Annotated in this window: 19 protein-coding genes; 12 read left to right on the top strand and 7 right to left on the bottom strand. The window is 73.3% G+C overall.

The annotated features are described in order from the left end of the window. Positions 1-86: 86 nt before the first annotated feature. The gene (locus tag AC3X7Z_RS14665; protein ID WP_489976384.1) at positions 87-707 is read right to left on the bottom strand and encodes a TetR/AcrR family transcriptional regulator; all 621 of its coding nucleotides are present in this window, start codon (positions 705-707) and stop codon (positions 87-89) included. Positions 708-822: 115 nt separating this feature from the next. Between AC3X7Z_RS14665 and AC3X7Z_RS14660 the strand changes: the two genes are divergently transcribed. Then, on the top strand, positions 823-1,878 hold the full coding sequence (locus tag AC3X7Z_RS14660) for a hypothetical protein (protein ID WP_489976383.1): 1,056 nt from the start codon (positions 823-825) through the stop codon (positions 1,876-1,878). A gap of 192 nt (positions 1,879-2,070) precedes the next feature. Further along, positions 2,071-3,102, top strand: a complete 1,032-nt coding sequence (locus AC3X7Z_RS14655; protein ID WP_489976382.1) for an AMP-binding protein — start codon at positions 2,071-2,073, stop codon at positions 3,100-3,102. 182 nt (positions 3,103-3,284) lie between these two features. Here the strand turns inward: AC3X7Z_RS14655 and AC3X7Z_RS14650 are convergent, their stop codons facing one another. Further along, the gene (locus AC3X7Z_RS14650) at positions 3,285-6,287 is read right to left on the bottom strand and encodes a reprolysin-like metallopeptidase (protein WP_489976381.1); all 3,003 of its coding nucleotides are present in this window, start codon (positions 6,285-6,287) and stop codon (positions 3,285-3,287) included. Positions 6,288-6,489: 202 nt separating this feature from the next. Here AC3X7Z_RS14650 and AC3X7Z_RS14645 point away from each other — a divergent pair, with 202 nt between their 5' ends. The 8 genes from AC3X7Z_RS14645 to AC3X7Z_RS14610 all read left to right on the top strand — a co-directional run bounded on the left by AC3X7Z_RS14645 (position 6,490) and on the right by AC3X7Z_RS14610 (position 16,559). Beyond that, the gene (locus AC3X7Z_RS14645) at positions 6,490-7,491 is read left to right on the top strand and encodes an RNA polymerase subunit sigma-70 (RefSeq protein WP_489976380.1); all 1,002 of its coding nucleotides are present in this window, start codon (positions 6,490-6,492) and stop codon (positions 7,489-7,491) included. Further along, positions 7,488-7,892: a DUF6069 family protein gene (locus AC3X7Z_RS14640; protein ID WP_489976379.1), complete on the top strand. Its 405-nt coding sequence runs from the start codon at positions 7,488-7,490 to the stop codon at positions 7,890-7,892. Before AC3X7Z_RS14645 ends, AC3X7Z_RS14640 begins: the two co-directional genes overlap by 4 nt. Positions 7,893-8,108: 216 nt before the next feature. Continuing rightward, the gene (locus AC3X7Z_RS14635) at positions 8,109-8,978 is read left to right on the top strand and encodes an aldo/keto reductase (RefSeq protein ID WP_489976378.1); all 870 of its coding nucleotides are present in this window, start codon (positions 8,109-8,111) and stop codon (positions 8,976-8,978) included. Between the two features lie 59 nt (positions 8,979-9,037). Continuing rightward, complete coding sequence (locus AC3X7Z_RS14630; RefSeq protein ID WP_489976377.1) at positions 9,038-9,589, top strand: GNAT family N-acetyltransferase; 552 nt, start codon at positions 9,038-9,040, stop codon at positions 9,587-9,589. Positions 9,590-9,640: 51 nt separating this feature from the next. Beyond that, positions 9,641-10,075, top strand: a complete 435-nt coding sequence (locus AC3X7Z_RS14625; RefSeq protein WP_186339630.1) for a Fur family transcriptional regulator — start codon at positions 9,641-9,643, stop codon at positions 10,073-10,075. 67 nt (positions 10,076-10,142) lie between these two features. Beyond that, entirely contained in the window at positions 10,143-12,422 is a 2,280-nt protein-coding gene (gene katG, locus AC3X7Z_RS14620) for a catalase/peroxidase HPI (protein ID WP_186339629.1), read from the top strand. A gap of 127 nt (positions 12,423-12,549) precedes the next feature. Then, positions 12,550-13,968: an MFS transporter gene (locus AC3X7Z_RS14615; protein ID WP_489976376.1), complete on the top strand. Its 1,419-nt coding sequence runs from the start codon at positions 12,550-12,552 to the stop codon at positions 13,966-13,968. A gap of 125 nt (positions 13,969-14,093) precedes the next feature. Further along, on the top strand, positions 14,094-16,559 hold the full coding sequence (locus AC3X7Z_RS14610) for an immune inhibitor A domain-containing protein (RefSeq protein ID WP_186339628.1): 2,466 nt from the start codon (positions 14,094-14,096) through the stop codon (positions 16,557-16,559). Positions 16,560-16,653: 94 nt separating this feature from the next. Here the strand turns inward: AC3X7Z_RS14610 and AC3X7Z_RS14605 are convergent, their stop codons facing one another. Continuing rightward, positions 16,654-17,076 (bottom strand): hypothetical protein, encoded by a 423-nt coding sequence (locus AC3X7Z_RS14605; RefSeq protein ID WP_186339627.1) that lies wholly within the window; start codon positions 17,074-17,076, stop codon positions 16,654-16,656. Between the two features lie 35 nt (positions 17,077-17,111). Next, positions 17,112-18,248, bottom strand: coding sequence for an alpha/beta hydrolase family protein (locus tag AC3X7Z_RS14600; RefSeq protein ID WP_489976375.1), 1,137 nt, complete (start codon positions 18,246-18,248; stop codon positions 17,112-17,114). Positions 18,249-18,347: 99 nt separating this feature from the next. On the opposite strand from AC3X7Z_RS14600, the gene AC3X7Z_RS14595 reads away from it, so the two are divergent. Then, positions 18,348-19,220, top strand: coding sequence for a sigma-70 family RNA polymerase sigma factor (locus AC3X7Z_RS14595; protein ID WP_489976374.1), 873 nt, complete (start codon positions 18,348-18,350; stop codon positions 19,218-19,220). A 35-nt stretch (positions 19,221-19,255) separates the two neighbouring features. Here the strand turns inward: AC3X7Z_RS14595 and AC3X7Z_RS14590 are convergent, their stop codons facing one another. Continuing rightward, the gene (locus AC3X7Z_RS14590; RefSeq protein WP_186339625.1) at positions 19,256-20,659 is read right to left on the bottom strand and encodes an MFS transporter; all 1,404 of its coding nucleotides are present in this window, start codon (positions 20,657-20,659) and stop codon (positions 19,256-19,258) included. A gap of 154 nt (positions 20,660-20,813) precedes the next feature. Here AC3X7Z_RS14590 and AC3X7Z_RS14585 point away from each other — a divergent pair, with 154 nt between their 5' ends. After that, on the top strand, positions 20,814-21,050 hold the full coding sequence (locus AC3X7Z_RS14585; RefSeq protein WP_489976373.1) for a hypothetical protein: 237 nt from the start codon (positions 20,814-20,816) through the stop codon (positions 21,048-21,050). A 116-nt stretch (positions 21,051-21,166) separates the two neighbouring features. Here the strand turns inward: AC3X7Z_RS14585 and AC3X7Z_RS14580 are convergent, their stop codons facing one another. Continuing rightward, a complete protein-coding gene (locus AC3X7Z_RS14580; protein WP_186339623.1) occupies positions 21,167-21,484 on the bottom strand; it encodes a hypothetical protein in 318 nt (105 codons plus the stop codon). Between the two features lie 31 nt (positions 21,485-21,515). Further along, positions 21,516-22,637 (bottom strand): oxidoreductase, encoded by a 1,122-nt coding sequence (locus tag AC3X7Z_RS14575; protein WP_489976372.1) that lies wholly within the window; start codon positions 22,635-22,637, stop codon positions 21,516-21,518. Positions 22,638-22,717: the final 80 nt, after the last annotated feature.

Genomic DNA, 22,717 nt, shown 5'->3' with positions numbered 1-22,717 from the left:
GCGCCGCCCAGAGTCGTGGTGCCAGCCCTCCTGCGGTCGCCGTCCGCCTCGACGTACGACCCCGCGGCGCGCACCGGGCGCCCGCGTCACGTGCCCGGTGGCACCGCCCCGGTCGGCTCGGGGCTCCACGACTCCAGCCACGCAGGCCGCGGCCCGGGTGTCATCCCGGCGAGCAGGGTGGCGAGCAGTCGGGGGACCAGGTCGGGTGCCGCATCCCGGATGGCCTCCGGCAGCGGTCGGGTGACGAGCCCCAGGGCGAGCACCAGCTCCAGCGCTGCCACGTCGTCGCGGACCAGCCCGGCCCGCCGGCCCGCCGCGAGCACCCCCTCGACCCCGGCGAGCGTCTGCTCCTGGGCCTCTCGTACGGGGGCGGCGAGGTCGCGGGTCACGTGCTCGGTGAGGGCGGCGGAGACCGCGCCGAGGTCGAGGTCGGCGAGCCTGCCGACATAGCGCGTCCACGCGTGCGCCGGGTCGGTCTCGAGGTCGGCCATGGAGTCGGCGGCGGCCGCGCGCATGTCGAGCAGGATCGCGAGGACCACCTCGTCGGCCAGCGCCGACCTGGACGCGAAGTTGCGGTAGAGCGTGGCGATCCCGACCCCGGCGGCGTCGGCGACGGCCTCCAGGGCGACCTCGCCGCCCTCGGCCGCGAAGAGGTGCCGGGCCGCTCGGATGATCCGGGCGCGCCGCTCGGCTGCGTCCGATCGCATGGGGGTCTCCTGGTGCCGGGCGGGTCGGTGATTTGACTCGACCAGCATAAGCGGAGGATTGTTCTCCACATAAGCGGAGGAAAAGCCTCCGGCCGGCTTCTCCGCGAGGACCTCCGTGACCACCCCCACGCCCGTCTCCATCCCCACCGCACCCACTATTACCGGGGAGGGCGTGGACGACGACGGCTCACAGCCGAGCACGCCGGCACGCCGGACGCCTCCGCCGCTGGTGGCCGCCATCGGGATGACGGCCGGGCTGGGGGCGCTCCTGGTGCTCCTCCTCGCGCTCTTCATCCTCCCCTCGCTCAAGAGCGGCGCGCACGACCTGCCGGTCGGCGTGGTGGGATCCGCGGCGATGACCACGCAGGTCGAGCACGACCTCGCCGCGACGGCGCCCGAGGCCTACCGCCTCGAGCGCTTCGACTCCGCGCAGGCACTCACCGACGCGGTCCGTGACCGGGAGGTGGCCGGCGGCTTCGTCGTCGGTAGCGACGAGGTCCGCGCCGTCGTCGCGAGCGCGGGCTCGGCGGCGATCTCCTCGGCCGTCACCGCCACGGCCCAGAGCCTCGGCCAGGCCCTCGGCGCCGAGGTCAGCACCAGCGACGTCGTCGCGCTGCCCGAGTCGGACCCCACGGGCATCGGCATCGGCGGGCTCGCGTTCCCGCTGGTCTTCGGCGGCATCGTCCCGGCGGTCGCCTTCCGCACGATCTTCCCCCGCCGCCCGACGTGGCGGCTCGCCGGCGTCCTGGGCTTCTCCGTCGTGGGCGGCCTGGTGGTCTCCGGCGTGCTGCGCTTCTGGTTCGGCAGCATCGAGTCGGCGTTCTGGCCCGTCGCCGGCGCCATGGCCCTGGGCATCGCCGCGCTGGCGTTCCTGCTCAGCGGGCTCCAGCAGGCCTTCGGCGGCAAGGGCTTCACGATCGGCGCGATGACCATGATGTTCCTCGGCAACCCGCTCGCCGGCATCGCCACCACCGGGGCCTGGCTGCCCGCAGGCCTGGGCACCGTCGGACAGGTCCTCCCGCCCGGCGCCGCCGGCACCCTCGTGCGCTCCGCGGCCTACTTCGGCGGCGCGGGCGGGCTCACCGCCGCCCTCACCCTCGGCGCCTGGGTCGTCGCCGGCCTGGCCCTCCACGTCGTCGGCGTCGCTCGCCAGGCGCCTGAGCCCGCCTGATCCCGCCTGATCCCGCCTGATCCGACGGGGGCAGCAGGCGTGCACGGCACCTGGCATGACCTGACCAGCTGACCAGACCAGCGACCAACGGCTTGCCCACCGGCAACCCACGCGAGGGTAAAACGGACACCCTGCTGCGGGGTGGCCGCAAGGGTGGGCGTCTCGTCAGCTGATCCTCGTGGGGAGAACTCGATGGGCCAGATCCCGGTCGCACGCGCCCCGGCGCTGCCGGGTCGCGCGACCGCGCCTGCCCGGTGGTCCCCGTGGCGCTCGCTGGCGCACCTGGCCGCGGAGCGTCCCCACGACGTCGCCTTCGTCCTGACGTCCGGGGCCGGCGCGACGCGCACCTGGGCTGAGGTGGCCGAGACGGTCGAGCGCGCCGCCGCGGGCCTGGTCCGCAGCGGGCTGCGGGTGGACCAGGTCGTCGTGTCGCTGCTGTCGGCGGACCACGCCCACCCCGAGCTCGACCTCGCGCTGCGGGTCGTCGGCGCCGTGGTGGTGCACGTCGCCCCCGGTGCCCCCGCGGGCGACCTCGCCCGCGAGCTCGGCGACGCCGACGTACGCCTCGTGGTGGCCGAGGACTCCGACGACCTGTCGCGCCTCGACGGGGTCACCCTCCCGCGGGCGGAGCTGTTCGCCGTCGACGGTGGCCGCGGGTGGGACCGCCTGCTCGAGCTCGGCGCGGAGCGCCTGGTGATGGACCCCACGCTGGTGGAGCGCTCGGACGACATCGTCGACCCGGACGACGCCGACCCCCGGATGATCTCGGAGCGGGCGCCCCTGGGTCGCGTCCCGGTGGCCGGGCTGCGCGACGGCCTGGTGGAGGCCCGGTCGAGTGCCCTCGTCGTCGCCGACGCCGCCGACGCGCTGCTCCAGGTGGTGCGGCGCACGCAGCTCGACCTCGGGTTCGCCCTCTGCGTGGTCGAGGACCCCGCTCGCCTGCCGGGCGTCATGGCCGCCGTGCGCCCCTCGGTCGTCGTCGTGCCCGAGCGGCACGCCGGGGCCGTCCTCGACTCCCTCGGCGACCTCGGTGGGGCGGTCGAGGTCGTCGAGCTCGCCGACCTGCGCGCCGCGGACCTGCCCCAGCCGCCGCCGCTCGTCCTCGGTGATGCCGCCGACCTGCCGCGTCGTTCGCGCCGGGCGCGCGGGGACGACTTCGACCTCCGGCTCCCCCCTGAGCCGGGCGCCTCGGCCTTCCTGCCGGCGTTGCCGACCCGGACGTGAACCTTCGACGAAGCCCTCGGCATCGAGGGCCCGGTGGCCACGCTGCTCGTCGACCACCAGCCGCCGGCTGACTCGCCCGAGCAGTGCCGTGACCGGTGCCGTGACGGCGCCCCGTCCGGAGCCCGGACGCACGAGGGGCCGCCGGTGTCGCCACCGACGGCCCCTCGTCACTCACGATCGCGTCAGCTGGCGCGACCCCGGTCGACCACCGAGAACCGGATCGTCTTCGTGCCGGCCCGGACCTGGTCGTCGCCGCGGTAGCGCACGACGAGCCTGACCTTGCCGGTGCGCGCGAAGCGCGGCAGCTTCACGATGGCGCGGCCGCCGGCGTCGAGCGTCTTCGTCCAGGCCTTCGACCGGCCCGCGCCCTTCACCGTCACCCGCACCTTGCCCGACGGCGTGACGTCGTGGGCGGCCACGGCCACCCGCAGCTTCACCCGGCTGCCCAGCTCCACCGGCTTGACCATCTTGGTCGAGACCCGCGCCGCGACCTTGTCGGCACTCGGCGTGGTGGGGGTGGGGGTCGGCGTCGGGGTCGGGGTCGGCGTCGGCGTGGTGGTGCCACCATCACTCGGCACGTTGTCGGACAGGATCGTGATGTCCGCGTCGTTGACGTCGAAGAAGTAGTTCTCCACCGCCTCGACCTTGATCCGCGCCGTGGTGCTGGGCACGTCGGGCCACGTCACCTGGGCGTTGCCGTCGTTGGGCGTGCTCTCGGCGAGCACCGTCGGGAACGTCTTGCCACCGTCGAGCGAGAGGCTGATCCTCACGTTGGGCGACAGGGCCGCGGTGTTGGCGGTCCAGTAGACGGTCTCCGTGCGACCACCCACCGCGGCGGCGCTGGCGGCGCTCTTCGACGTCACGCGGAACGGGCCGGTGGTCTTGTCGATGAGCAGCTTGACGTCGCTGTAGGCGTAGCCGCCGCCCTCGGGGGCGAGGTCACGGGCGGTGAAGCGGAAGTTGAGCGACGGCTCGGCGTTGCCGTCCCACCCGACGCCGGGCTGCGCGGCGGAGCCCACGTAGTCGGCGGTCGGCAGCCACTCCGCGAAGCACTCGGTGACGGGGACCGTCGGGAGCGGGACGGGGGTCGGGCTGCCCACCGGCGGCTTGGTCGGCATGGCCGGGCAGGTGCCGTCGATCGCGTTGGTGTTGTTGGCCAGGATCTGCGCCATGTCCGGGAACACCCGCGTGGGGCTGGACGTGGCGAGGTTCTCGCCGGGGGAGTTGATCTGCAGCGCGCCGGCCGGGGTCACCGGGGCGTGCACCCCGAAGATCCGGAACAGCGGGCCGTCGACCTTGGTCTGGTTGCCCAGCGCGGTGCCGGCGGCGCCGCCGCGGTCGTTCTGCTCCCAGATGTGGACCAGCGGGTCGCCGTCGGGGTCGCTGGCCTCGCCCGTCAGCGCGAACGGCGTCCGGATCGGGATCGTCTTCGTCACCGGGGCCTGCACCTCCGGAGCGTGGTTGCCCGACGGCGTGACGGTGAAGCCGCCGTTGCGCTGCGGGCCGCCCTGGGCGGTCTCGCCGACGAAGCCCGTGACGTCACCGGAGGCCGGCGCGAAGCCGAGCGCGGCGACGTCGGTGCCGGCGTACGGGGCACCGGTGAAGCGCACCTCGAAGCCGGTGTCGTCGAGCGTCGGGACGTTGCCGGGCGCGGGCGCAACCACCCGCAAGTCACCGAAACCTCGCACCTCCACGCTCCCGACGCCGGTCACGGCCTCGATGGCGGCGTCGATCCCGTCGAGGGTGTAGTTGGTGCCGCGCACGATCGGCGGGGTCTGCTGGGCGTTGAAGCTCAGCGTGAACGACTCGGCGTCGCTGAAGCCGCGCAGGGACACCGTCTGGACCTCGTTGATCGGCGCGCGGTTGGCGGTCATGGTGGTCGTCATGTCCGTGATGCTGCGCTGCGAGAAGTACGGGTCGCTGTGCGGCTGGAGGTTGTCCTGCTGGCAGATGCCGGCGTAGGCCATGACCGAGCTGCCCGAGCCCGGCTCGTACGGCGATCCGCCGCGGTTGCCGGAGCAGTTGAGCTCGGTGCCGTTGAAGGTGTGCGGACCGCCGAACTGGTGGCCGATCTCGTGGGCGACGTAGTCGACCGCGAAGTAGTCGCCCTCGGGGGCGGGGAGGCCGGTGCAGCCGCGGGCCTTGCCGTCGCCGCCGATGACGCCCAGGCCGGCGACGCCGCCCCCGTTGACGCCGAGCGCGATGTGGCCCACGTCGTAGGCCGACGCGCCGACGAGCTGGCCGAGCACGATGCGGTTGCGGTTGAGCAGACCGCCGGTGCAGCCGCCGGCGAGCGTGGCGGGCGGGAAGCACGGTGCCGAGCCACACGGGCCGTTGGCCTCGGTCGCCTTGGCGGCGGTGTCGAGGTTGAGCTTGTCGGTGTCGTTGATCAGCAGCATCCGCACGGCGAGGTCGTCGTTGTAGATCTGGTTGACCCGGTTCATCAGGGTGACCTTCTCGGCCAGCACGTTGGCGGTGCCGAAGTAGGTCGCGTAGGACGGGTCGGTCACCAGCGCGAGGCGGAAGGTCCGCAGCGAGACCTCGGTGCCGGGGGCCTCGCCCGCGGACTTGTCGCCGAGACTCTTGACGAGGTCGTCGTCGAGCTCGGGCTCGACGAGTCCCCGCTCGCTCGCGGGAAGGTCGCCGTGGCGGTAGGAGAGGTAGAGGCTGTCGTCGCCGTTCCAGGCGGGGTCGACGTACCAGGCGGCACGCTCACCGGAGCCGCGCACCGAGGCGTGGAAGCCCATCGGCGTGAGGTCGAGGCGGATGGTCGCGGTCGGGTCGCCGACGGCGCGGCCGGCGTAGGTCGCGATCTCGGGGTGACGGGCGGCGAGCTCGGCCTCCATGACGGCGACCTCGTGCACGCGGAAGTCGACCAGCTCGCCGTTGGGAGCCGGAACGCTCACCACGGTGCCGGTGCTGTCGGAGCGGGCGGCGTCCTCGGCGGGGGCCCGGTCGAGCGCGGCGCTGATGGCGTCGCGGTCGAGGGTGAAGGCGGCGTAGCGGGTCGGCTCGACGCGGCGTTCGGCGTCGCCGCGGTCACCGCCGGGACGCTGCTGGCTGGCGGTCCAGTAGCCGTCGTCGGGCGGTGGGGCGGCGGTGCCGGACAGGGCCAGGGCCTGGAGCCCGACGAGGGCGAGGGCGACGGAGACGAGCAGGGACAGGTAGCGGAGCGGACGGGACATGCAGCCTCTGATCTCACGGGGGGTGGAAGTCCGAAACGTAAGGCAGGTCGCCCCCGAAAGGGTGCACCCCGAGGGGGGTGTCCTCCCCCCTCCCGCATCGTGGGACGGCGCGCCCGGAGCGGCCGTCGTGTGCCGGGTGATGAGTTCCGGGTCCGGCAGCGGTCACACGGGTGTCAGGCAACGATGGACGAAAGGTTGGACGATGACGCTCGAGACGATCACCCAGGAGGTCGACATGGACGCGTGGCAGGCCATGGACCAGACGGAGTTCGCGGCGCTCGCCGAGCGGCACCGCCGCGAGCTCCACGTGCACTGCTACCGGATGCTCGGGTCGTTCCAGGACGCCGAGGACGCCGTGCAGGAGGCCTACCTCCGGGCCTGGCGCGCCCGGGCGACCTACGAGGGGCGCTCCCCGGTGCGGGCCTGGCTCTACCGGATCGCCACCAACGTGTGCCTCGACCTGCTCGCCCGGCGCCGCCCCGAGCCGGCCTCCGGGGGCGAGGTGCCGTGGCTGCAGCCCTACCCCGACCGGCTGCTCGACGAGCTGAGCGCCGACGGCGCCGACGAGCCCGAGGCGCTGGCCGTCGCCCGGGAGACCATCGAGCTCGCCTACCTCGTCGCGGTGCAGCACCTGGCTCCGCGTCCGCGGGCCGTGCTGATCCTCCGTGACGTGCTCGGCTGGCCCGCCAAGGAGGTCGCCGAGCTGCTCGGCGACTCGGTCAACTCCGTCAACAGCGCCCTCCAGCGTGCCCGCGCGGGCATGCGGCAGCACCTGCCGGCCGAGCGCCAGGACTGGACCGGCGAGGACGACGACACCGCGACGCGCGACCTGGTCCGACGCTTCACCGAGGCCAGCATCGCCACCGACATCGACGCGCTCGCCACGATGCTGCGCGACGACGTCCGGCTCGCGATGCCGCCCTCGCAGGGGCTGCTGGTGGGTCGCGAGGCGGTCGTGGCGGACTGGGTCGCCCAGGGCTACCCGCAGATGAGCGGCTTCCGCGCGCTGCCGACCGCGGTCAACCGGCAGCCGGCCGTCGCCCACTACCTGTGGAACGAGCAGGAGGCGGCCCATCTCCCGCTGACCCTCGACGTGCTCCGCATCTCCGGCGGGGCGGTGACCGAGGTGACCATCTTCGACGCCGACCGCTTCGCCTCCCTCGGCCTGCCCGACCGGCTCCCCGGCGAGGGAGTGCAGCGGTGAGCGGGCTCGCCCGGACCGCCCTGGTCGGGCTCGGGGCGGCCGCCGCGGCCGCGGCCGTCAACGCCGCAGTCGCCGCCGCCGCCCGCGGCGCGGGCGTCACCCTCGAGGTCGACGGGGGCGAGGCGATCCCGGTCTCGGGCATCGCCTTCGTCACCCTGGTCCTCGCTGCCGCCGGGGTGCCGATCGCGGCGGCACTGTCGCGGTGGAGCACCCGCCCGGTGGCGTGGTGGCTGCGTACGACGACCGCGCTGACCGCGTTGTCGCTCATCCCGCCGTTCGTGGCGGCCGCCGACGCCGCCACCGCGGTGACGCTCGTCGTGCTGCACCTGCTCGCCGCCGCGGTCGTCGTCCCGGTCGTCGCACGCACCCTGCGCACGCCGGCCCGCGCGGCCTCGGCCTGACGGGCGTCGGCCCCTGGCCTCCGGCAGCAGCCCGAGGTCCCGGCCCAGGGGCGTGGCGAGGGAGCGTGCGTAGACCGTCCCTCACTACCGCGCCGCCGCGCCCGCTGCGGCCCCTCGAGCTCCTCGAGCTCCTCGAGCTCCTCGAGGCGCTCGGGCCCCGGCGGCTCACCCAGCGGCTCACCCAGCGGCTCAGGCGGTCGACCGTAGGGTCGGGACATGAAGACGCGCACTCTCGGCAACCAGCAGGTCGGCGCCGTCGGCCTCGGCCTGATGACCTTCGACCAGACCGGCACGCAGCCGCGCCAGCAGCTGCTCGACACCGTCTCGGCGGCCCTCGACGCCGGTGTCACCCTCTTCGACAGCGCCGACGCCTACGGGCCCGGCGACGAGCTGGGTGCGGACGCCCAGGGTGAGAACGAGCGCCTGATCGCCTCGATCCTCGACGAGCTCGGCGTACGTGACCGCGTCCTCCTCGCCACCAAGGGCGGCCACGTCCGCACCGACGGCGGCGGCTGGGACACCGACAGCTCCGCGACCCACCTCCGCGAGGCTGTCGACGCCAGCCTGCAGCGCCTCGGCGTGGAGCAGATCGCGCTGTGGCAGCACCACCGCCCCGACCCGAAGGTCCCCTACGAGGAGGTCATCGGCACGCTCAAGGAGATCGCCGACAGCGGCAAGGTCGCGCACATCGGCCTCTCCAACGCCGACCCGCAGCAGATCCGCGACGCCCACGCCGTGCTGGGTGACGCGCTGGTGAGCGTGCAGAACCAGTTCAGCCCCAAGTTCCGCTCCAGCCGGCCCGAGATCGACGTCTGCGACCAGCTCGGCCTGGCCTTCCTCCCGTGGAGCCCGCTGGGCGGGCTGTCCGACGCCAAGGAGCTCGCCGACAAGCACCCCGCCTTCGCCGAGGTCGCCCGCGAGCGCGGCATCAGCGCGCAGCAGGTCGCGCTGGCCTGGGAGCTCGCCCAGTCGCCGGTCGTGATCCCCATCCCCGGAGCCAAGCGGCCCGCCTCGATCGTCGACTCCGCCGCCGCGGCAGACATCGAGCTCACCGCCGACGAGCTCGCGCGCCTCGACGCGAGCTGACCTGCGCGGGCCGGCCCGGCGCGCGCGAGGCGTCGCCGGGCGGCCCTAGGGTGGCGCGCGTGCTGAGCCTGCAGATCGACGACGCCCGCCTGTGTGACCTCGAGCCCTGGCACGCCGAGCAGCTCGCCGGCCTGTTCCGCGCGCACGGCGCCGACTTCTACGAGTGGCTGCCGTGGGAGGGCTTCGAGGACGTCGACGCCGCCCGCGGGTTCATCGAGGGCTTCGCCAAGGCCCGCGGGGAGGGCACCCGGCGTCTCCTCGGCATCTGGGTCGGGGACGAGCTCGTCGGCGGCACGCTGTTCCCGAGCATCAACGCCCGCTCCCGCACGGCCGAGGCGGGCGTCTTCCTCGCCTCGCCGGCGCGCGGGCGGGGCATCGTCACCCGGGCGGTCGCCGCGATGCTCGACTGGGCCTTCACCGAGCGGGGGATGCACCGCGTCGAGTGGCGCTGCGCCCCGGGCAACCACGCCAGCCGGCGGGTGGCGCAGCGGCTCGGATTCACCCACGAGGGCACCCTGCGCGAGGCGTTCCCGGTCCGCGACCAGCGCCAGGACCTCGAGGTCTGGTCGCTCCTGGCCCGCGAGTGGGCCGGCCCGCCCCCACGCGACTGAGGCGTCGCCACAAACTTGACTCGTTCAAGAAAACGGGGCAGGGTGGGCGCGATGGACGACGTCGACTTCGAGCACCTCCTGCGCAGTGCTGACCTCCGGGTCACCCGGCCGCGTCTGGCCGTGCTCCGCGCCGTACGCCGTCACCCGCACGCCGACACCGGCAACCTGCTCGCCGCCGTGCGCACCGAGGAGCCGACCGTCTCCCACCAAGCGGTCTACGACGTCCTCGGCGCGCTCGCCGACTCCGGGCTGGTGCGCCGGATCCAGCCGGCCGGCTCCACCGCGCGCTACGAGCTGCGCGTCGGCGACAACCACCACCACGCCGTGTGCCGCTCGTGCGGCGTCGTCGCCGACGTCGACTGCGCGATCGGTGCCCGCCCCTGCCTCGACGCCTCCGGCACCGGCGGCTTCGTCGTCGACGAGGCCGAGGTCACCTACTGGGGCCTGTGCGCCGACTGCTCCACCGACCGGGCCGTCGTCACCTGACGCCTCCCCGCCGCATCCCCCGTCCCACCCCACGCCACGCACCGATCCCCTCTCGAAAGGTTTCACCATGACCGACAGCCAGGACACCACCCCCGAGAGCCCCCAGGGGGTCGACCGGAAGGCCGAGGCCGGGTGCCCGGTCATGCACGACTCCGCCACCGCCCAGGGCAGCGAGAGCGAGAACCCGGCGATCGACTCGCCGCAGCCCAAGACCGGCGGCCGTCCCCACAGCCTCCAGGACTGGTGGCCCGACATGCTCGACCTCTCGGTCCTGCACGCGCGCTCGCCGAAGGGCAACCCGCTCGGCGCCGACTTCGACTACAAGAGCGAGTTCGAGAAGCTCGACGTCGAGGCGCTCAAGGCCGACCTGGTCGAGCTGATGCACTCCTCGCAGGACTGGTGGCCCGCCGACTTCGGCCACTACGGCGGCCTGTTCGTGCGGATGAGCTGGCACGCCGCCGGCACCTACCGCATCTACGACGGCCGCGGCGGCGCGGGCGACGGCGGCCAGCGCTTCGCCCCGCTCAACTCCTGGCCCGACAACGCCAACCTCGACAAGGCGCGGCGCCTGCTGTGGCCGGTCAAGCAGAAGTACGGCCAGAAGATCTCCTGGGCCGACCTGATCGTCCTGGCCGGCACGGTCGCCATGGAGGACATGGGCTTCGAGAACTTCGGCTTCGCCTTCGGCCGCGAGGACGTCTGGGAGCCGGAGGAGATCTTCTGGGGCCCCGAGGACACCTGGCTCGGCGACGAGCGCTACTCCGGCGAGCGTGAGCTCGACGAGGTCCTCGGCGCGGTCCAGATGGGCCTGATCTACGTCAACCCCGAGGGCCCCAACGGCAACCCCGACCCGATCGCGTCCGCGCGCGACATCCGCACCACGTTCGCGCGGATGGCGATGAACGACGAGGAGACCGTCGCGCTGATCGCCGGCGGCCACACGTTCGGCAAGACCCACGGCGCCGGCGACGCCTCCCTCGTGGGCCCCGAGCCCGAGGGCGCGCCGCTCGAGCAGCAGGGCCTGGGCTGGAAGAGCGAGTTCGGCAGCGGCAAGGCCGGCGACACGATCACCTCCGGCCTCGAGGTCACCTGGACCTACCACCCGACCCGGTGGGACAACGAGTTCTTCCACATCCTCTACGCCTACGACTGGGAGCTGATGGAGTCCCCGTCGGGCGCCCACCAGTGGCGCCCGAAGAACGGCGCCGGCGCCGACATGGTGCCGGGTGCCCACGAGGGCGACCCGCGTCGCGAGCCCCGCATGCTCACCTCCGACCTGGCGCTGCGCATGGACCCCGAGTACGACAAGATCTCGCGTCGCTTCAAGGACAACCCCGAGGAGTTCCGCCTGGCCTTCGCCAAGGCCTGGTACAAGCTGCTCCACCGCGACATGGGCCCGGTCAGCCGCTTCCTCGGCCCCTGGGTGCCCGAGGCGCAGCTCTGGCAGGACCCGGTCCCGCCGGTCGAGGGCGAGCTCGTCGGCGACGCCGACATCGAGACCCTCAAGGCCGCCGTGCTCGACTCCGGCCTCTCGGTCTCCGAGCTGGTCTCCACCGCGTGGGCCTCGGCCGCGAGCTTCCGCTTCACCGACAAGCGCGGCGGCGCCAACGGCGCCCGCATCCGCCTCGAGCCGCAGCGCACCTGGGAGATCAACCAGCCCGAGCAGCTCTCCCGCGTGCTCGACACGCTCGAGTCCATCCGGTCCGACTTCAACGCCAAGGGCGGGGCGCAGGTCTCGCTCGCCGACCTGATCGTGCTCGCGGGCAACGCCGCGGTCGAGAAGGCCGCCCGCGACGCGGGCGTCGAGGTCACGGTGCCGTTCCACGCCGGTCGCACCGACGCGACCCAGGAGCAGACCGACGTCGACTCCTTCCGGGTGCTCGAGCCGCGCGCCGACGGGTTCCGCAACTACGTGCGCCCCGGCGCCAAGCTGCGGCCCGAGACGCTGCTGGTCGACCGCGCCTACATGCTCGACCTCACCGCGCCCGAGATGACCGTGCTCGTCGGCGGCCTGCGGGCCCTGGGCAACAACGTCGGCGGCGTCCAGCACGGCGTCCTCACCGACCGCCCGGGCGTGCTCACCAACGACTTCTTCGCCAACCTGCTCGCCCCCGGCGCGCAGTGGAAGGCCTCGGAGTCCGAGGAGGGCGTCTACGACATCCGCGACGCCGCGACCGGTGAGCTGAAGTGGACCGCCACCGCGGTCGACCTGATCTTCGGCTCCAACTCGCAGCTGCGGGCGCTGGCCGAGGTCTACGCGAGCGACGACGCCCGCGAGAAGTTCGTGGCCGACTTCGCCGCGGCCTGGGCCAAGGTCATGGAGCTGGACCGCTTCGACCTGCGCTGACCCGCCTGCGACGGCCCGGACCCCTCTGCGGGGTCAGGGCCGTCGTCGCGTCCGGGCGGCTCCCCGCCCGGAGAGCGGGGCCGGAAGTCGGAGGCGCGGTGTCGGTGGGGGCGCCTAGGGTCGCGGTGTGTCCAAGGACGACCTCGACCCGGTGCCGGCGGCCCCCGCGGCCCCGCTCGTCGAGGCACATCTCCCGCCGGGGGTGACCCGCGGCCAGGAGACCCTGCGCACGTTCCGCCACGTGCTCGTCAACACGCTGGTCGCCAACGTCACCTCGAGCTATCTCTGGTTCGCCCTCACGTTCTGGGCCTACCTCGAGACGCGCTCGGTCATGGCCACCGCGATCATCGGCGGCGGCTACATGCTGTTCACCGCCGTCTGCGGCACCTACTTCGGCACCCTGGTCGACCACCACCGCAAGAAGCAGGTGATGGTCGCCTCCTCGACGGTCACGCTCGTCGCCTACGCGGCGTCGGGCGGGCTGTGGGTGCTGCTGGGCGAGGAGCGCCTGGCCGACTGGGGCAGCGCGTGGTTCTGGCTGTTCGCCGCCGTCGTGCTGGTCGGCGGCGTCGTGGAGAGCCTGCGCAACATCGCCCTCTCCACCACCGTGACGCTCCTCGTCCCCGAGGACGGCCGCGACAAGGCCAACGGCCTGGTGGGCACCGTCCAGGGCGTCGCGTTCATGATCACCAGCGTCTTCAGCGGGCTCAGCGTCGGCCTGCTCGGCATGGGCTGGACGCTCGCCGTCGCGATCGCGCTCACCGCGGCCTCGCTGCTCCACCTGCTGCCGATCCCGATCCCCGAGCTCGACCCGGTGCCCGAGGCGGGTGCCTCCCGCTTCGACGTGCGCGGCGCGGTCGCCGCCATCCGAGCCGTGCCCGGACTGGTCGCGCTGATCCTCTTCTCGACGTTCAACAACCTCGTCAACGGCGTCTACATCGCGCTGATGGACCCCTACGGCCTCACGCTGTTCAGCGTGGAGGCCTGGGGCGTCGTGCTCGGGGTCACGGGCATCGGATTCGTCGTCGGCGGCGGTCTGGTCGCCCGCTTCGGTCTCGGCGCCAACCCCGTGCGCACCCTGCTGCTGGTCAACGTCGCCGTCGCCGTCCTCGGGATGACGTTCACGCTGCGGGAGTCGGCGTGGCTCTACGTCGTGGGCCTCTTCGTGTTCATGTGCATCATCCCGGCCGCCGAGTCGGCCGAGCAGACGATCCTCCAGCGCGTCGTCCCGTTCCGCACCCAGGGACGGGTGTTCGGGTTCGCCCAGAGCGTCGAGCTGGCCGCCAGCCCGATCTCGGCGTTCCTCATCGGTCCGGTCGCCGAGTTCGCCCTCATCCCCTACATGGAGTCGCCGGAGGGCCGCGACACCTGGCGGTGGCTGCTCGGCGACGGCGACGCGCGTGGGATCGCGCTGGTGTTCCTGATCGCCGGCGCGATCATGTTCGTCACCGTGCTCGCCGCGCTGGCCTCCGCGCCCTACCGACGCCTCTCGGACGCCTACGCCTCGGCGCCTCCCCAGGAGCTCGAGGCGCCCCCCATGCACTGACCGATCGGTCAGTTTCCCCAAGGTTGGCCCTGTTCAAGACCCCGCCTCCGCGCTTAGTGTCCGCAGGGCAGGGAGTTGTCGTGGCCGATCCCGCCCGCCTTCCTGCCTCTCGGAAAGGAAGTCTCGTGAGATCCACGACCCTTGGGCTGTCCCTGGCCCTGATCACCGGGGCCGGGGCACTGAGCCTCGCTCCCTCGTACGCCGCCCCGGCGGACGACCAGCGCAGCGCCGATGAGGCGCGTGCGGCCACCGCCGAGCACGTCCTGCCCAACCCGGCAGCGGAGAAGCAGGAGGCGCTCCGGCAGCAGGCCTGGGCCGACGTGCTGAGCGGCGAGGCCGCGCCGCAGACCATCAACGGCAACAGCGTGCTCAAGGTCGGCACGGAGCCGGCCGCCGCACGTTCCACCAACGCCCGTGGCCGCAAGGCCAAGGCCGCGGCCGCCACCCAGGACCAGTACGTCGAGCTGAGCAACGAGCGCACCGACAAGGTGTTCGTGTTCCTCGTCGACTACGGCACCCAGCGCCACCCCGACTTCCCCGACCGTGACACCGATCCACTGACGGCCGGGCCCACGCGCTTCGACGGACCGGGGTTCAACGAGATCCCCAAGCCCGGAGCCGATGACAACTCCACTCAGTGGCGCCCCAACTTCAACAAGCGCTACTACCGCGACCTCTACTTCGGTGAGGGCGAGGGCGTCGAGTCGCTCAAGACCTACTACGAGCGTCAGTCCTCGGGCCGCTACAGCGTCGAGGGCATGGTCACCGACGTCACGACGGTGCCCTACAACCAGGCGCGCTACGGCCGCAGCAACGGCTACCCCTGCGGCGGCACCAACTGCACCAACGTCTGGAACCTCGTCTCCGACGGCATGAACGCCTGGGTCGCCGACCAGAAGGCCGCCGGCAGGACCGACGCCCAGATCAAGCGCACGGTGTCGCAGTACGACATCCGTGACCGCAACGACTTCGACGGCGACGGCAACTTCGACGAGCCCGACGGCTACATCGACCGCTTCCAGATCATCCACGCCGGCGGCGACCAGGCCGACGGCGACCCGCTCTACGGCGAGGACGCGATCTGGAGCCACCGCTGGAAGGCCTTCCAGAACACCGGCCAGGGCCCGACCCCCGGCGGCGTCGCCAACCCCGACGGCGGCACGCAGATCGGCAACACCGGCATCTGGGTGGCCGACTACACCGTGCAGCCGGAGAACGGCGGCCTGTCCGTCGTCGCGCACGAGTACGGCCACGACCTCGGCCTGCCCGACCACTACGACACGGCCGCCTCGGGCGACAACCCCGTCAGCTGGTGGACCCTGATGGCCCAGAGCCGCGTGTCGGCCGCGGGCGACCAGGGCATCGGCACCCGCACCGCCGACCTCGGCGTGTGGGACAAGCTGCAGCTGGGCTGGCTCGACTACGAGACCGTGGTCGCGGGCCAGGACCGCACGATCGACCTCGGCCCCCACGAGTACAACTCCGCGAAGGCCCAGGGCGTCGCGGTCGTGCTCCCCGACAAGCAGATCCCGACCGCGCTGCTCACCCCGACCGAGGGCGCCAAGCAGTGGTACAGCGGTCGCGGCAACAACTACCGCTCGTCGATGTCCCGCGCCGACCTGGCCGTCCCGGCCGGCACGACGTCCCTGTCGCTGAAGGCCGCGTGGAACATCGAGGAGGACTACGACTACGCCTGGTTCGAGGTCGAGTCCCCCGCGGGCAGCGGCACCTGGACGGCGCTCGACACAGCGTCGATCGACCCGGACACCGACGGTGACGCCAACCCCGACAACGACCCGGTCAAGGAGCCGGGCATCGACGGGGTCAGCAACGGCTACGTCACGGCCACCTTCGACCTGTCGGCCTACGCCGGCACGACGATCGGGTTCCGCGCCCGCTACGCCACCGACGGTGCCGTCGAAGGACAGGACCCCGCACTCGGCTGGTCCGGTCTGCTGGTCGACGACATCAAGGTGACCAACGGCACCACGACCGTGCTCGCCGACGGCGCCGAGACCTCGCCCAACGGGTGGGCCCTGGCCGGCTTCTCCTCGGTGGGAGCCAGCTACAACACCGCCTACGACCAGTTCTACCTGGCCAGCAACCGCCAGTACGTCTCCTACGACAAGTACCTCCAGACCGGTCCCTACAACTTCAGCTTCGCCGACCGGCCCGACTTCGTGGAGAAGTTCCCCTACCAGGACGGCCTGCTGGTCAACTACTGGGACTCGTCCTACACCGACAACAACACCAGCCAGCACCCCGGCAGTGGCCTGGTGCTGCCTGTCGACGCCAACCCGGAGCCGCACTACAACCTCCAGGGGGCCGCGTGGCGCGGACGAATCCAGACCTACGACGCGCCGTTCAGCCTGCAGACGTCCGACTCCTTCTACCTGACGGCCAACGGTCGGCGCAGCTACATCCGTGGACGAGCGGCCAACCCGCTCTTCGACGACAGCGACCCCAACCGCTACTTCGCGCCGTACGCCGCCGCGGGCCTGCCCCGGGTCGGCGTCAAGGTGGCCGGAGTGGGTGTGAAGATCCAGGTGCTCTCCCAGAGCGGCACCAGCATGCGGATCCGCGTGCGCTGATCCCCGTCGGGCCGACGCCGTCGGCCTGACGACCAGGTCGCAGCGAGGGCCGGGAGCCGCATGGCTCCCGGCCCTCGCTGCGTCACCCGGTGCGTCAACCCAGGACCCGGACCGCCGACGCCCGGACGACCGACCCGGCGCACCCGGTCGCCGCCAGGTCGGGCGCACCCGTCACCGCGACCCGGTCGCCGGGCACCAGGTCGGCGGCCGGACCGCCGGTGATCGTCCACGTGATCGCGTGGTCGTCGCGCACCGCGAGGCAGTCGCCGATCAGCACGACCTCGCCGACCACCCGCACCTTCTGCAGGGCCTCGCTCGGCGGGGTGGTGCTGCCGGTGGTCGGCGCCCCAGTGGGCTCCGAGCTGGGATCGGAACTGGGCTCGGTGCTGGGCTCGGTGCTGGGCTCGGTGGCGGTCGGCTTCGTGGTCGGGTCGGAGTCGCCCGGCTCGCGATCGCCACACCCCGAGACGGACACCGTGAGCAGGAGGGCGAGGAGGGCGACGGTCCGAGAGCGCATGGTGGTGGGACGCCGGGAGGTGGTCGACGGCTCCGTCAGGCCGGCATCCGGGCGTCGAGGAAGCGCACCGTGCGATCCATCGCAGCGATGAACGCCGGGCCGAACGCGTGCCCGTCGTCGTACCACTCGAGGGTCGCGTCGACCCCGGCCCGCGTCATGGCGCGCTGGGTGGCTCGCGCCCACGCGGGCGGGCAGGTGTCGTCGAGGCGTCCGTGCACCATCAGCACCGGCTCGGTGACGTCGCCGAAGCGGGGTCGCGCCGAGATGCCGCGCCAGAACCCCGGGTCGTCGGCCGGCAGGCCGTGCCGGCCGCGGAAGCCGGCCTCGAGCTGGGCGAGTGGCGCGTCGGGGCGCTGGAACTGCGCGAAGTTGTCGGCCTCCAGGCTCGAGACCGAGGCCCAGCCGACGCCGGCGGCGAAGAGGCCCGGCTCGGCGGCCAGCGCGCGCATCATCACCCCTCCGCCCATCGACCGGCCGAACAGCGCGACCCGGTCGGGGTCGACGCGCACATCCCGCGACTCGCGCAGCGCGTGCAGGGCGGCGATCGCATCTGCGGCGTAGCCGAGCCGCACCGCGGTCTCGATGCGGGGGTCGTCGCTCGACTCGGCGTGGTTGCGGTAGTCGACGTGGAGCGCGACGTAGCCGCGCTGGGCCAGGAAGCCGCGCTCGCGGGTCATGCCCTGGCCGCGGACGTAGGAGGCGGGATCGATGTAGCCGTGGGCCAGCACGACCGCCGGGAACGGCCCGCGCCCCCGCGGCACGTTGAGCACCCCGCTGATCCGCAGCGGGCGGGTGCCCTCTCCCGCGGTCGTCGAGGCGAAGGTGACGTCGTACGACGTGTAGGCGGCCGTCTGCTCGCGCACGGCGCCGAGCCGGAGCCCACCACCGGTCAGGTCGGCCCGGGACAGGGCGGCCATCGAGATGGGATGGGCCGGCGCGAGCTCCTCGCTGGGCTCCTCGGACGGCTGCTCGGACGGTTGCGCGGTGGGCTCCTCGGACGGGTCCTGGGTGCGTTCCTCGGTGGGCTCGGCGGACGGCGTGCCGCTGGATCTCGGCGCCTCGCCGCCGCCCGCGTCGCCATCCGCGCCGCCGCCGTTGCAGCCGGTGAGCAGCACCAGGAGCGCGACGACGGTCGCCATCGGGGCCGCGGCCCGGAGCCGGAGAGCCTGCATGTCCTCCAGTGTGCAAGGCGGCCGGTCGCGCGGGTGTCACGTCCGCGGCCGCTGGTGCGTCGACTGGTCGAGACGTCGTGCACGCGCAAAGGTGGACCCATGGACCGGACGGAGGCCTTCGAGGCCGAGCGGCCACGGCTGCTCGTGCTCGCCGCGCGGGTGCTCGGCGACCACGCCGAGGGCGAGGACGTCGTCCAGCAGGCCTGGCTGCGGCTCGAGCGCGCCGCGGACCGCGACGGCACCGAGATCGACAACCTGGCCGCCTGGCTCACCACTGTCACCACCCGGCTGTGCCTCGACCGGCTCCGCGCGCGTACGCCCGTCCCCGTGGAGGACCCCGTGCTCGACGACGCGACGGCCGAGCTCTGGGTCGAGGCCCCGCCCGACCCGGCGGACGACGTCGCGCTCGCCGACACCGTCGGGATCGCCCTCCAGGCGGTGATCGACCGGTTGTCGCCGCGCGAGCGGGTCGCGTTCGTGCTGCACGACAGCTTCGGGTTCGACTTCGCGACCATCGGCGCCGTCCTCGACACCACCGAGGTCTCGGCCCGCAAGCTCGCCTCGCGGGCCCGCGCCAAGGTGTCCCAACCCGCCCCGGAGGACGCGCTGGCCGACTGGGAGGTGGTCGACGCGTTCATGGCCGCGGCCCGGGGCGGCGACTTCCAGCGGCTGCTGCGGCTGCTCGCGCCCGACGCGGTGGTCGGTGCCGACGAGGCGGCCGTCCTGATGGGCACGCCCGCGTCCATCGAGGGCCGCGACGAGGTGGCGACCTTCTTCAACGGCAGCGCCCAGGCGGCCCTGGCCGTCTTCGTCGGCGACCGTCCCGCCTCGGCGTGGTTCCACCGCGGGGCGGCTGCCGTCGTCTTCGACTTCGAGGTGGCCGACGGCCGGGTCCGGGCGATCACCTTCCGCGCCGATCCTGCCGTGCTGGAGCAGGTCGTGCGGCGCGAGGGCGACGCAGCGAGGTCGTGACGCGCGCCGTGGCGCGGACGGCCCGGTGGAGGCGGTCAGTGGTGGACGGGCGGCTTGTGGGGCACGGCGATCCGCTCGCGAGGCGTGCTGAGCGCGAGCCCGGCGATGAGCACCCCGGCGACCAGCAGCACCGCCCACACCCACCCGCCCATGTGGTCGAACGCCAGTGCGTCCGACGACGTCTGCGGTATGGCGAGGATCGAGCCGACGCCGGCGATGCCGATCAGCTGGCCGGTCTGCTTGGAGGTGGAGATGAGGCTGGACGCCAGCCCCGCCTCCGCGGTCGGCAGCTCGGAGAGCGCGGTGACGCTGACGGGATCGGCGATGAGGCCGAACCCGAGACCGAAGACGAAGTAGGGGACGACGACCGTCCACAGCGCCGCCGACTCGGTCGTCCACAGACCTCCGGCGCCGAGGGCGATGAGCACGCCGCTGGCGACCAGTGCCGCACGGGAGTGGCCGCCGGCCACGAGGCGCGCCGCCAGGAGGGCCGAGGCGGTGGCGCCCGCGGCCAGCGGGATCGTCATGAGACCGGCCTGCGTGGCGTCCAGCCCGCGCTCGGACTGCAGGTAGAACGTGTTGACGAACAGCAGGCCCGCGAGCGCGAGGTAGCCCGCCACCGCCATGGACAGCGCGGTGACGAACGGCCGGTCGCCCAGCAGGTGCAGCGGCAGCAGCGGGTCGGAGCGGCGCAGCTCGTAGGGCGCGAGGGCGACCAGTGAGGCGACGGCGACGAGGGCGGCAGCGAGCACCGGCGCGGACGTCCACCCGAGGTGCGACCCTTCGATGAGGGTGAACGCGACCGCGGCGAGGAGGAGGGTCAGCAGTACCTGGCCGACACCGTCGAACGGGGTCGGGCGCTCGGAACGCGACTCCTGCAGGAGCGCGACCGCGAGGACTGACGCGACCCCCCCCAGCGGCACCCCGGCCCAGAAGACCGATGTCCAGCCGAGGTCCTTGACGAGCAGACCGCCGAGGATCGGGCCCGCGGCGAGCGACGCGGTGCCGATCGTCGTCCACCACATCACCGCGACGGCGCGCCGGGCGGTCTCGGGGAACGCCGCCGCCAGCAGGGACAGGCCGGCCGGCGCGATCAGGGCGCTGCCGACACCCTGGACGACCCGCCCGACGACGAGCGATGGCACCGAGGTGCTGAGGGCGCAGACGATCGAGCCGACGACCATCACCACGTTGCCCAGCACGAGCACGCGCCGTCGGCCGATGCGGTCGGCGAGGTTGCCCGCGAAGACCAACAGGCTCGCCAGGCTCAGCACGTAGGCGCTCACCACCCACTGCAGGGAGCCCAGTCCGGCGCCGAGGTCGCGCGAGATGTCGGGCAGGGCGATGTTGGCGACGCTGCCGTAGACGGTGTGCAGGAACTGCGAGAGGCAGCAGACGACGACCAGCCACCCGCCCGCGACGCTGCGTGACCTCGCCATGTGCGCGCCCCCTGTCCGAGGCGTCGACTCTACCGGCGCGGTCGGCCATGCGCAGGGCACGCGAGGGCCCGCGCCGCGACGCCGCGTGTCACGTCCGTGGCGTCCCGCTCGTCGACCGGGCAGAGTCACCACCAACACGAAGGAGGAGGACGGCATGAAGACCATGACCTGCCGCCAGCTCGGCGGACCGTGCGACCGCGCCCACCGCGGCGAGACCCACGACGACGTGATCGTCGCGCAGGACGCGCACCTCAAGGAGGCCGAGAAGGAGGGCGACGAGGCCCACCTGCCGGCCCGCAAGGAGATGAAGGGCCGCTGGCGTCACCCCAAGCGGTCGCTCGGCTGGTATCGCGAGATGCAGGCCGCCTTCGCCGCGCTCCCCGACGACTGACGGTTCATCAAGGTATGTCGCTGGACCCGCACTTCCCACGGCGAGCTGACCGTGGGAAGTGCGGGTTGCCCTACATACCTTGATGAACCATCACGGGCGGGCGGGGGGAGCGACCGTCAGGGGCGGGCGCGACGGTCGGCGAGCAGCCACGCCGCGCCGGAGGCGGCGGCGGTGACGCCGAGGACGGACGGCCAGGTGCCGACCTTCTTCGCGAGCGGGTGCGAGACGCCCATGGCGGTCCAGTAGGCCGCGCTCAGCCCGGCCACCAGCGGCGCGCCGCCGACGGCGTACCACTGGCGCGCGGCGAGCACGTTGGCGCCGAGCATCGCCGCCCCACCGAGGGGTCGTACGCCGGTGCGCTGGGCGAGCGTGAAACCACCGACGAGGCCGGCGGCGAGCAGGGGGGCGGTCGGGACGCGGGAGAGGTCGGCCATCCCTCGACCCTAGCGAGACGGCGTACGCGGCTCAGCCGCGCCCGACGCGGCCCTTCGACCCTGCCGCCCAGCACACCGTCGCGACGCACTCGATGGCGTGGTAGCCCAGCTTGCTGACGCGCTTCCACGTGGCCCCGCCGTCGGAGGTGATGCTCGATCCGGCCGAGCCGCCGTAGTCGCCGGTGGCGACGGCGTAGCGGGTGCCGCGCAGGAAGGACACGTCCTCGCCGACGTGCCTCAGGTCGGCGCCGACGGTCCACGTGCGACCGTCGCGGGTGAAGGCCGTCGTGTCCTCGGTGTCGTCGGCGTCGGCGAAGTCGCCACCGACCGCGATGCCGTGGCGGGGCGAGGCGAAGTCGCCGGCGAACCCGCCGGCGGCCTCACCGGCCGGGATGCCGGAGGGGGTGGCGGTCCAGGTCAGTCCACGGTCGTCGGAGCGCAGCACGCGCGAGCGCTTGCCGCCGGTGATCAGGAACGCCGACCGGCCGGCGGTGACCAGGCAGTCGCCGCTGGCGGCGAAGCCGAACTCGCCGCCCGAGGCCGGCATGCCCCTGCTGGGCAGCACCGACCAGCTCCGGCCGCGGTCCGCCGTGGACAGGATGCGGAGCTTGCCGTCGACGGGGTCGCTGACGGCCAGGCCGCGCTTGCCCCCGCCGTAGAAGGCCATGCAGTCGTAGAACGCATCCTCGTCGGTGTTGCGGAACGCCTCGGTCCAACTGGCACCGCCGTCGGTGGAGCGGTAGATCCGCGAGGCCTCGCCGGGACCGATCGCCAGGACGTGGGCCACGCGACCGTGGACCTCGATGTCGCGGAACGACAGGTCCTCGGTGAGCTCGGGGCTCACGTCGACCCACGTCCGGCCGCGGTCGGTCGTGCGGAAGACCCGGGCGGGCCCACCGTCGGTCAGGCTCTCGCCCGTCACCCACGCCTCGCTGCGGCTCACGGCGGCCAGGCCGCGGAGGTTCTGGTCGGCGTCGACCACGGTCTCGGACCACCCGTCGCGGAACGGGTCGGGCCCACCGGGCCCACCGGGCCTGGCGTCGGAGGTGGCGTCGGGGGAGACGCCGGGCGGCGCCGCGGTCGCCGGGAGGGCGAGCGCGAGGGCCAGCGCTGGGGTGAGGGCTGAGGTGAGGGTGACGCCGAGTCGTCGCATCCGCACACCATGGCGCGAGGCGCGCATCGGTGTCCACACCCCGTGCCCGGTGAACCGGTCGCGGAACGTCCGCAACCGGG

It is taken from the genome of Nocardioides sp. Z24_21, assembly GCF_058134345.1.
The sequence above is the reverse complement of the archived record's forward strand: the minus strand, read 5'-3'. Positions and strand labels throughout refer to the sequence as shown.

Excerpts from the sequence above, each read along its gene's own strand:
- AC3X7Z_RS14585 (WP_489976373.1), top strand. The coding sequence starts at position 20,814 with ATGAAGACCATGACCTGCCGCCAGCTCGGCGGACCGTGCGACCGCGCC.
- AC3X7Z_RS14595 (WP_489976374.1), top strand. The coding sequence starts at position 18,348 with ATGGACCGGACGGAGGCCTTCGAGGCCGAGCGGCCACGGCTGCTCGTG.
- AC3X7Z_RS14650 (WP_489976381.1), bottom strand. The coding sequence starts at position 6,287 with ATGTCCCGTCCGCTCCGCTACCTGTCCCTGCTCGTCTCCGTCGCCCTC.
- AC3X7Z_RS14575 (WP_489976372.1), bottom strand. The coding sequence starts at position 22,637 with ATGCGACGACTCGGCGTCACCCTCACCTCAGCCCTCACCCCAGCGCTG.
- AC3X7Z_RS14605 (WP_186339627.1), bottom strand. The coding sequence starts at position 17,076 with ATGCGCTCTCGGACCGTCGCCCTCCTCGCCCTCCTGCTCACGGTGTCC.
- AC3X7Z_RS14665 (WP_489976384.1), bottom strand. The coding sequence starts at position 707 with ATGCGATCGGACGCAGCCGAGCGGCGCGCCCGGATCATCCGAGCGGCC.
- AC3X7Z_RS14580 (WP_186339623.1), bottom strand. The coding sequence starts at position 21,484 with ATGGCCGACCTCTCCCGCGTCCCGACCGCCCCCCTGCTCGCCGCCGGC.
- AC3X7Z_RS14625 (WP_186339630.1), top strand. The coding sequence starts at position 9,641 with ATGGACGACGTCGACTTCGAGCACCTCCTGCGCAGTGCTGACCTCCGG.
- AC3X7Z_RS14600 (WP_489976375.1), bottom strand. The coding sequence starts at position 18,248 with ATGCAGGCTCTCCGGCTCCGGGCCGCGGCCCCGATGGCGACCGTCGTC.
- katG (WP_186339629.1), top strand. The coding sequence starts at position 10,143 with ATGACCGACAGCCAGGACACCACCCCCGAGAGCCCCCAGGGGGTCGAC.
- AC3X7Z_RS14655 (WP_489976382.1), top strand. The coding sequence starts at position 2,071 with ATGGGCCAGATCCCGGTCGCACGCGCCCCGGCGCTGCCGGGTCGCGCG.
- AC3X7Z_RS14645 (WP_489976380.1), top strand. The coding sequence starts at position 6,490 with ATGACGCTCGAGACGATCACCCAGGAGGTCGACATGGACGCGTGGCAG.
- AC3X7Z_RS14635 (WP_489976378.1), top strand. The coding sequence starts at position 8,109 with ATGAAGACGCGCACTCTCGGCAACCAGCAGGTCGGCGCCGTCGGCCTC.
- AC3X7Z_RS14590 (WP_186339625.1), bottom strand. The coding sequence starts at position 20,659 with ATGGCGAGGTCACGCAGCGTCGCGGGCGGGTGGCTGGTCGTCGTCTGC.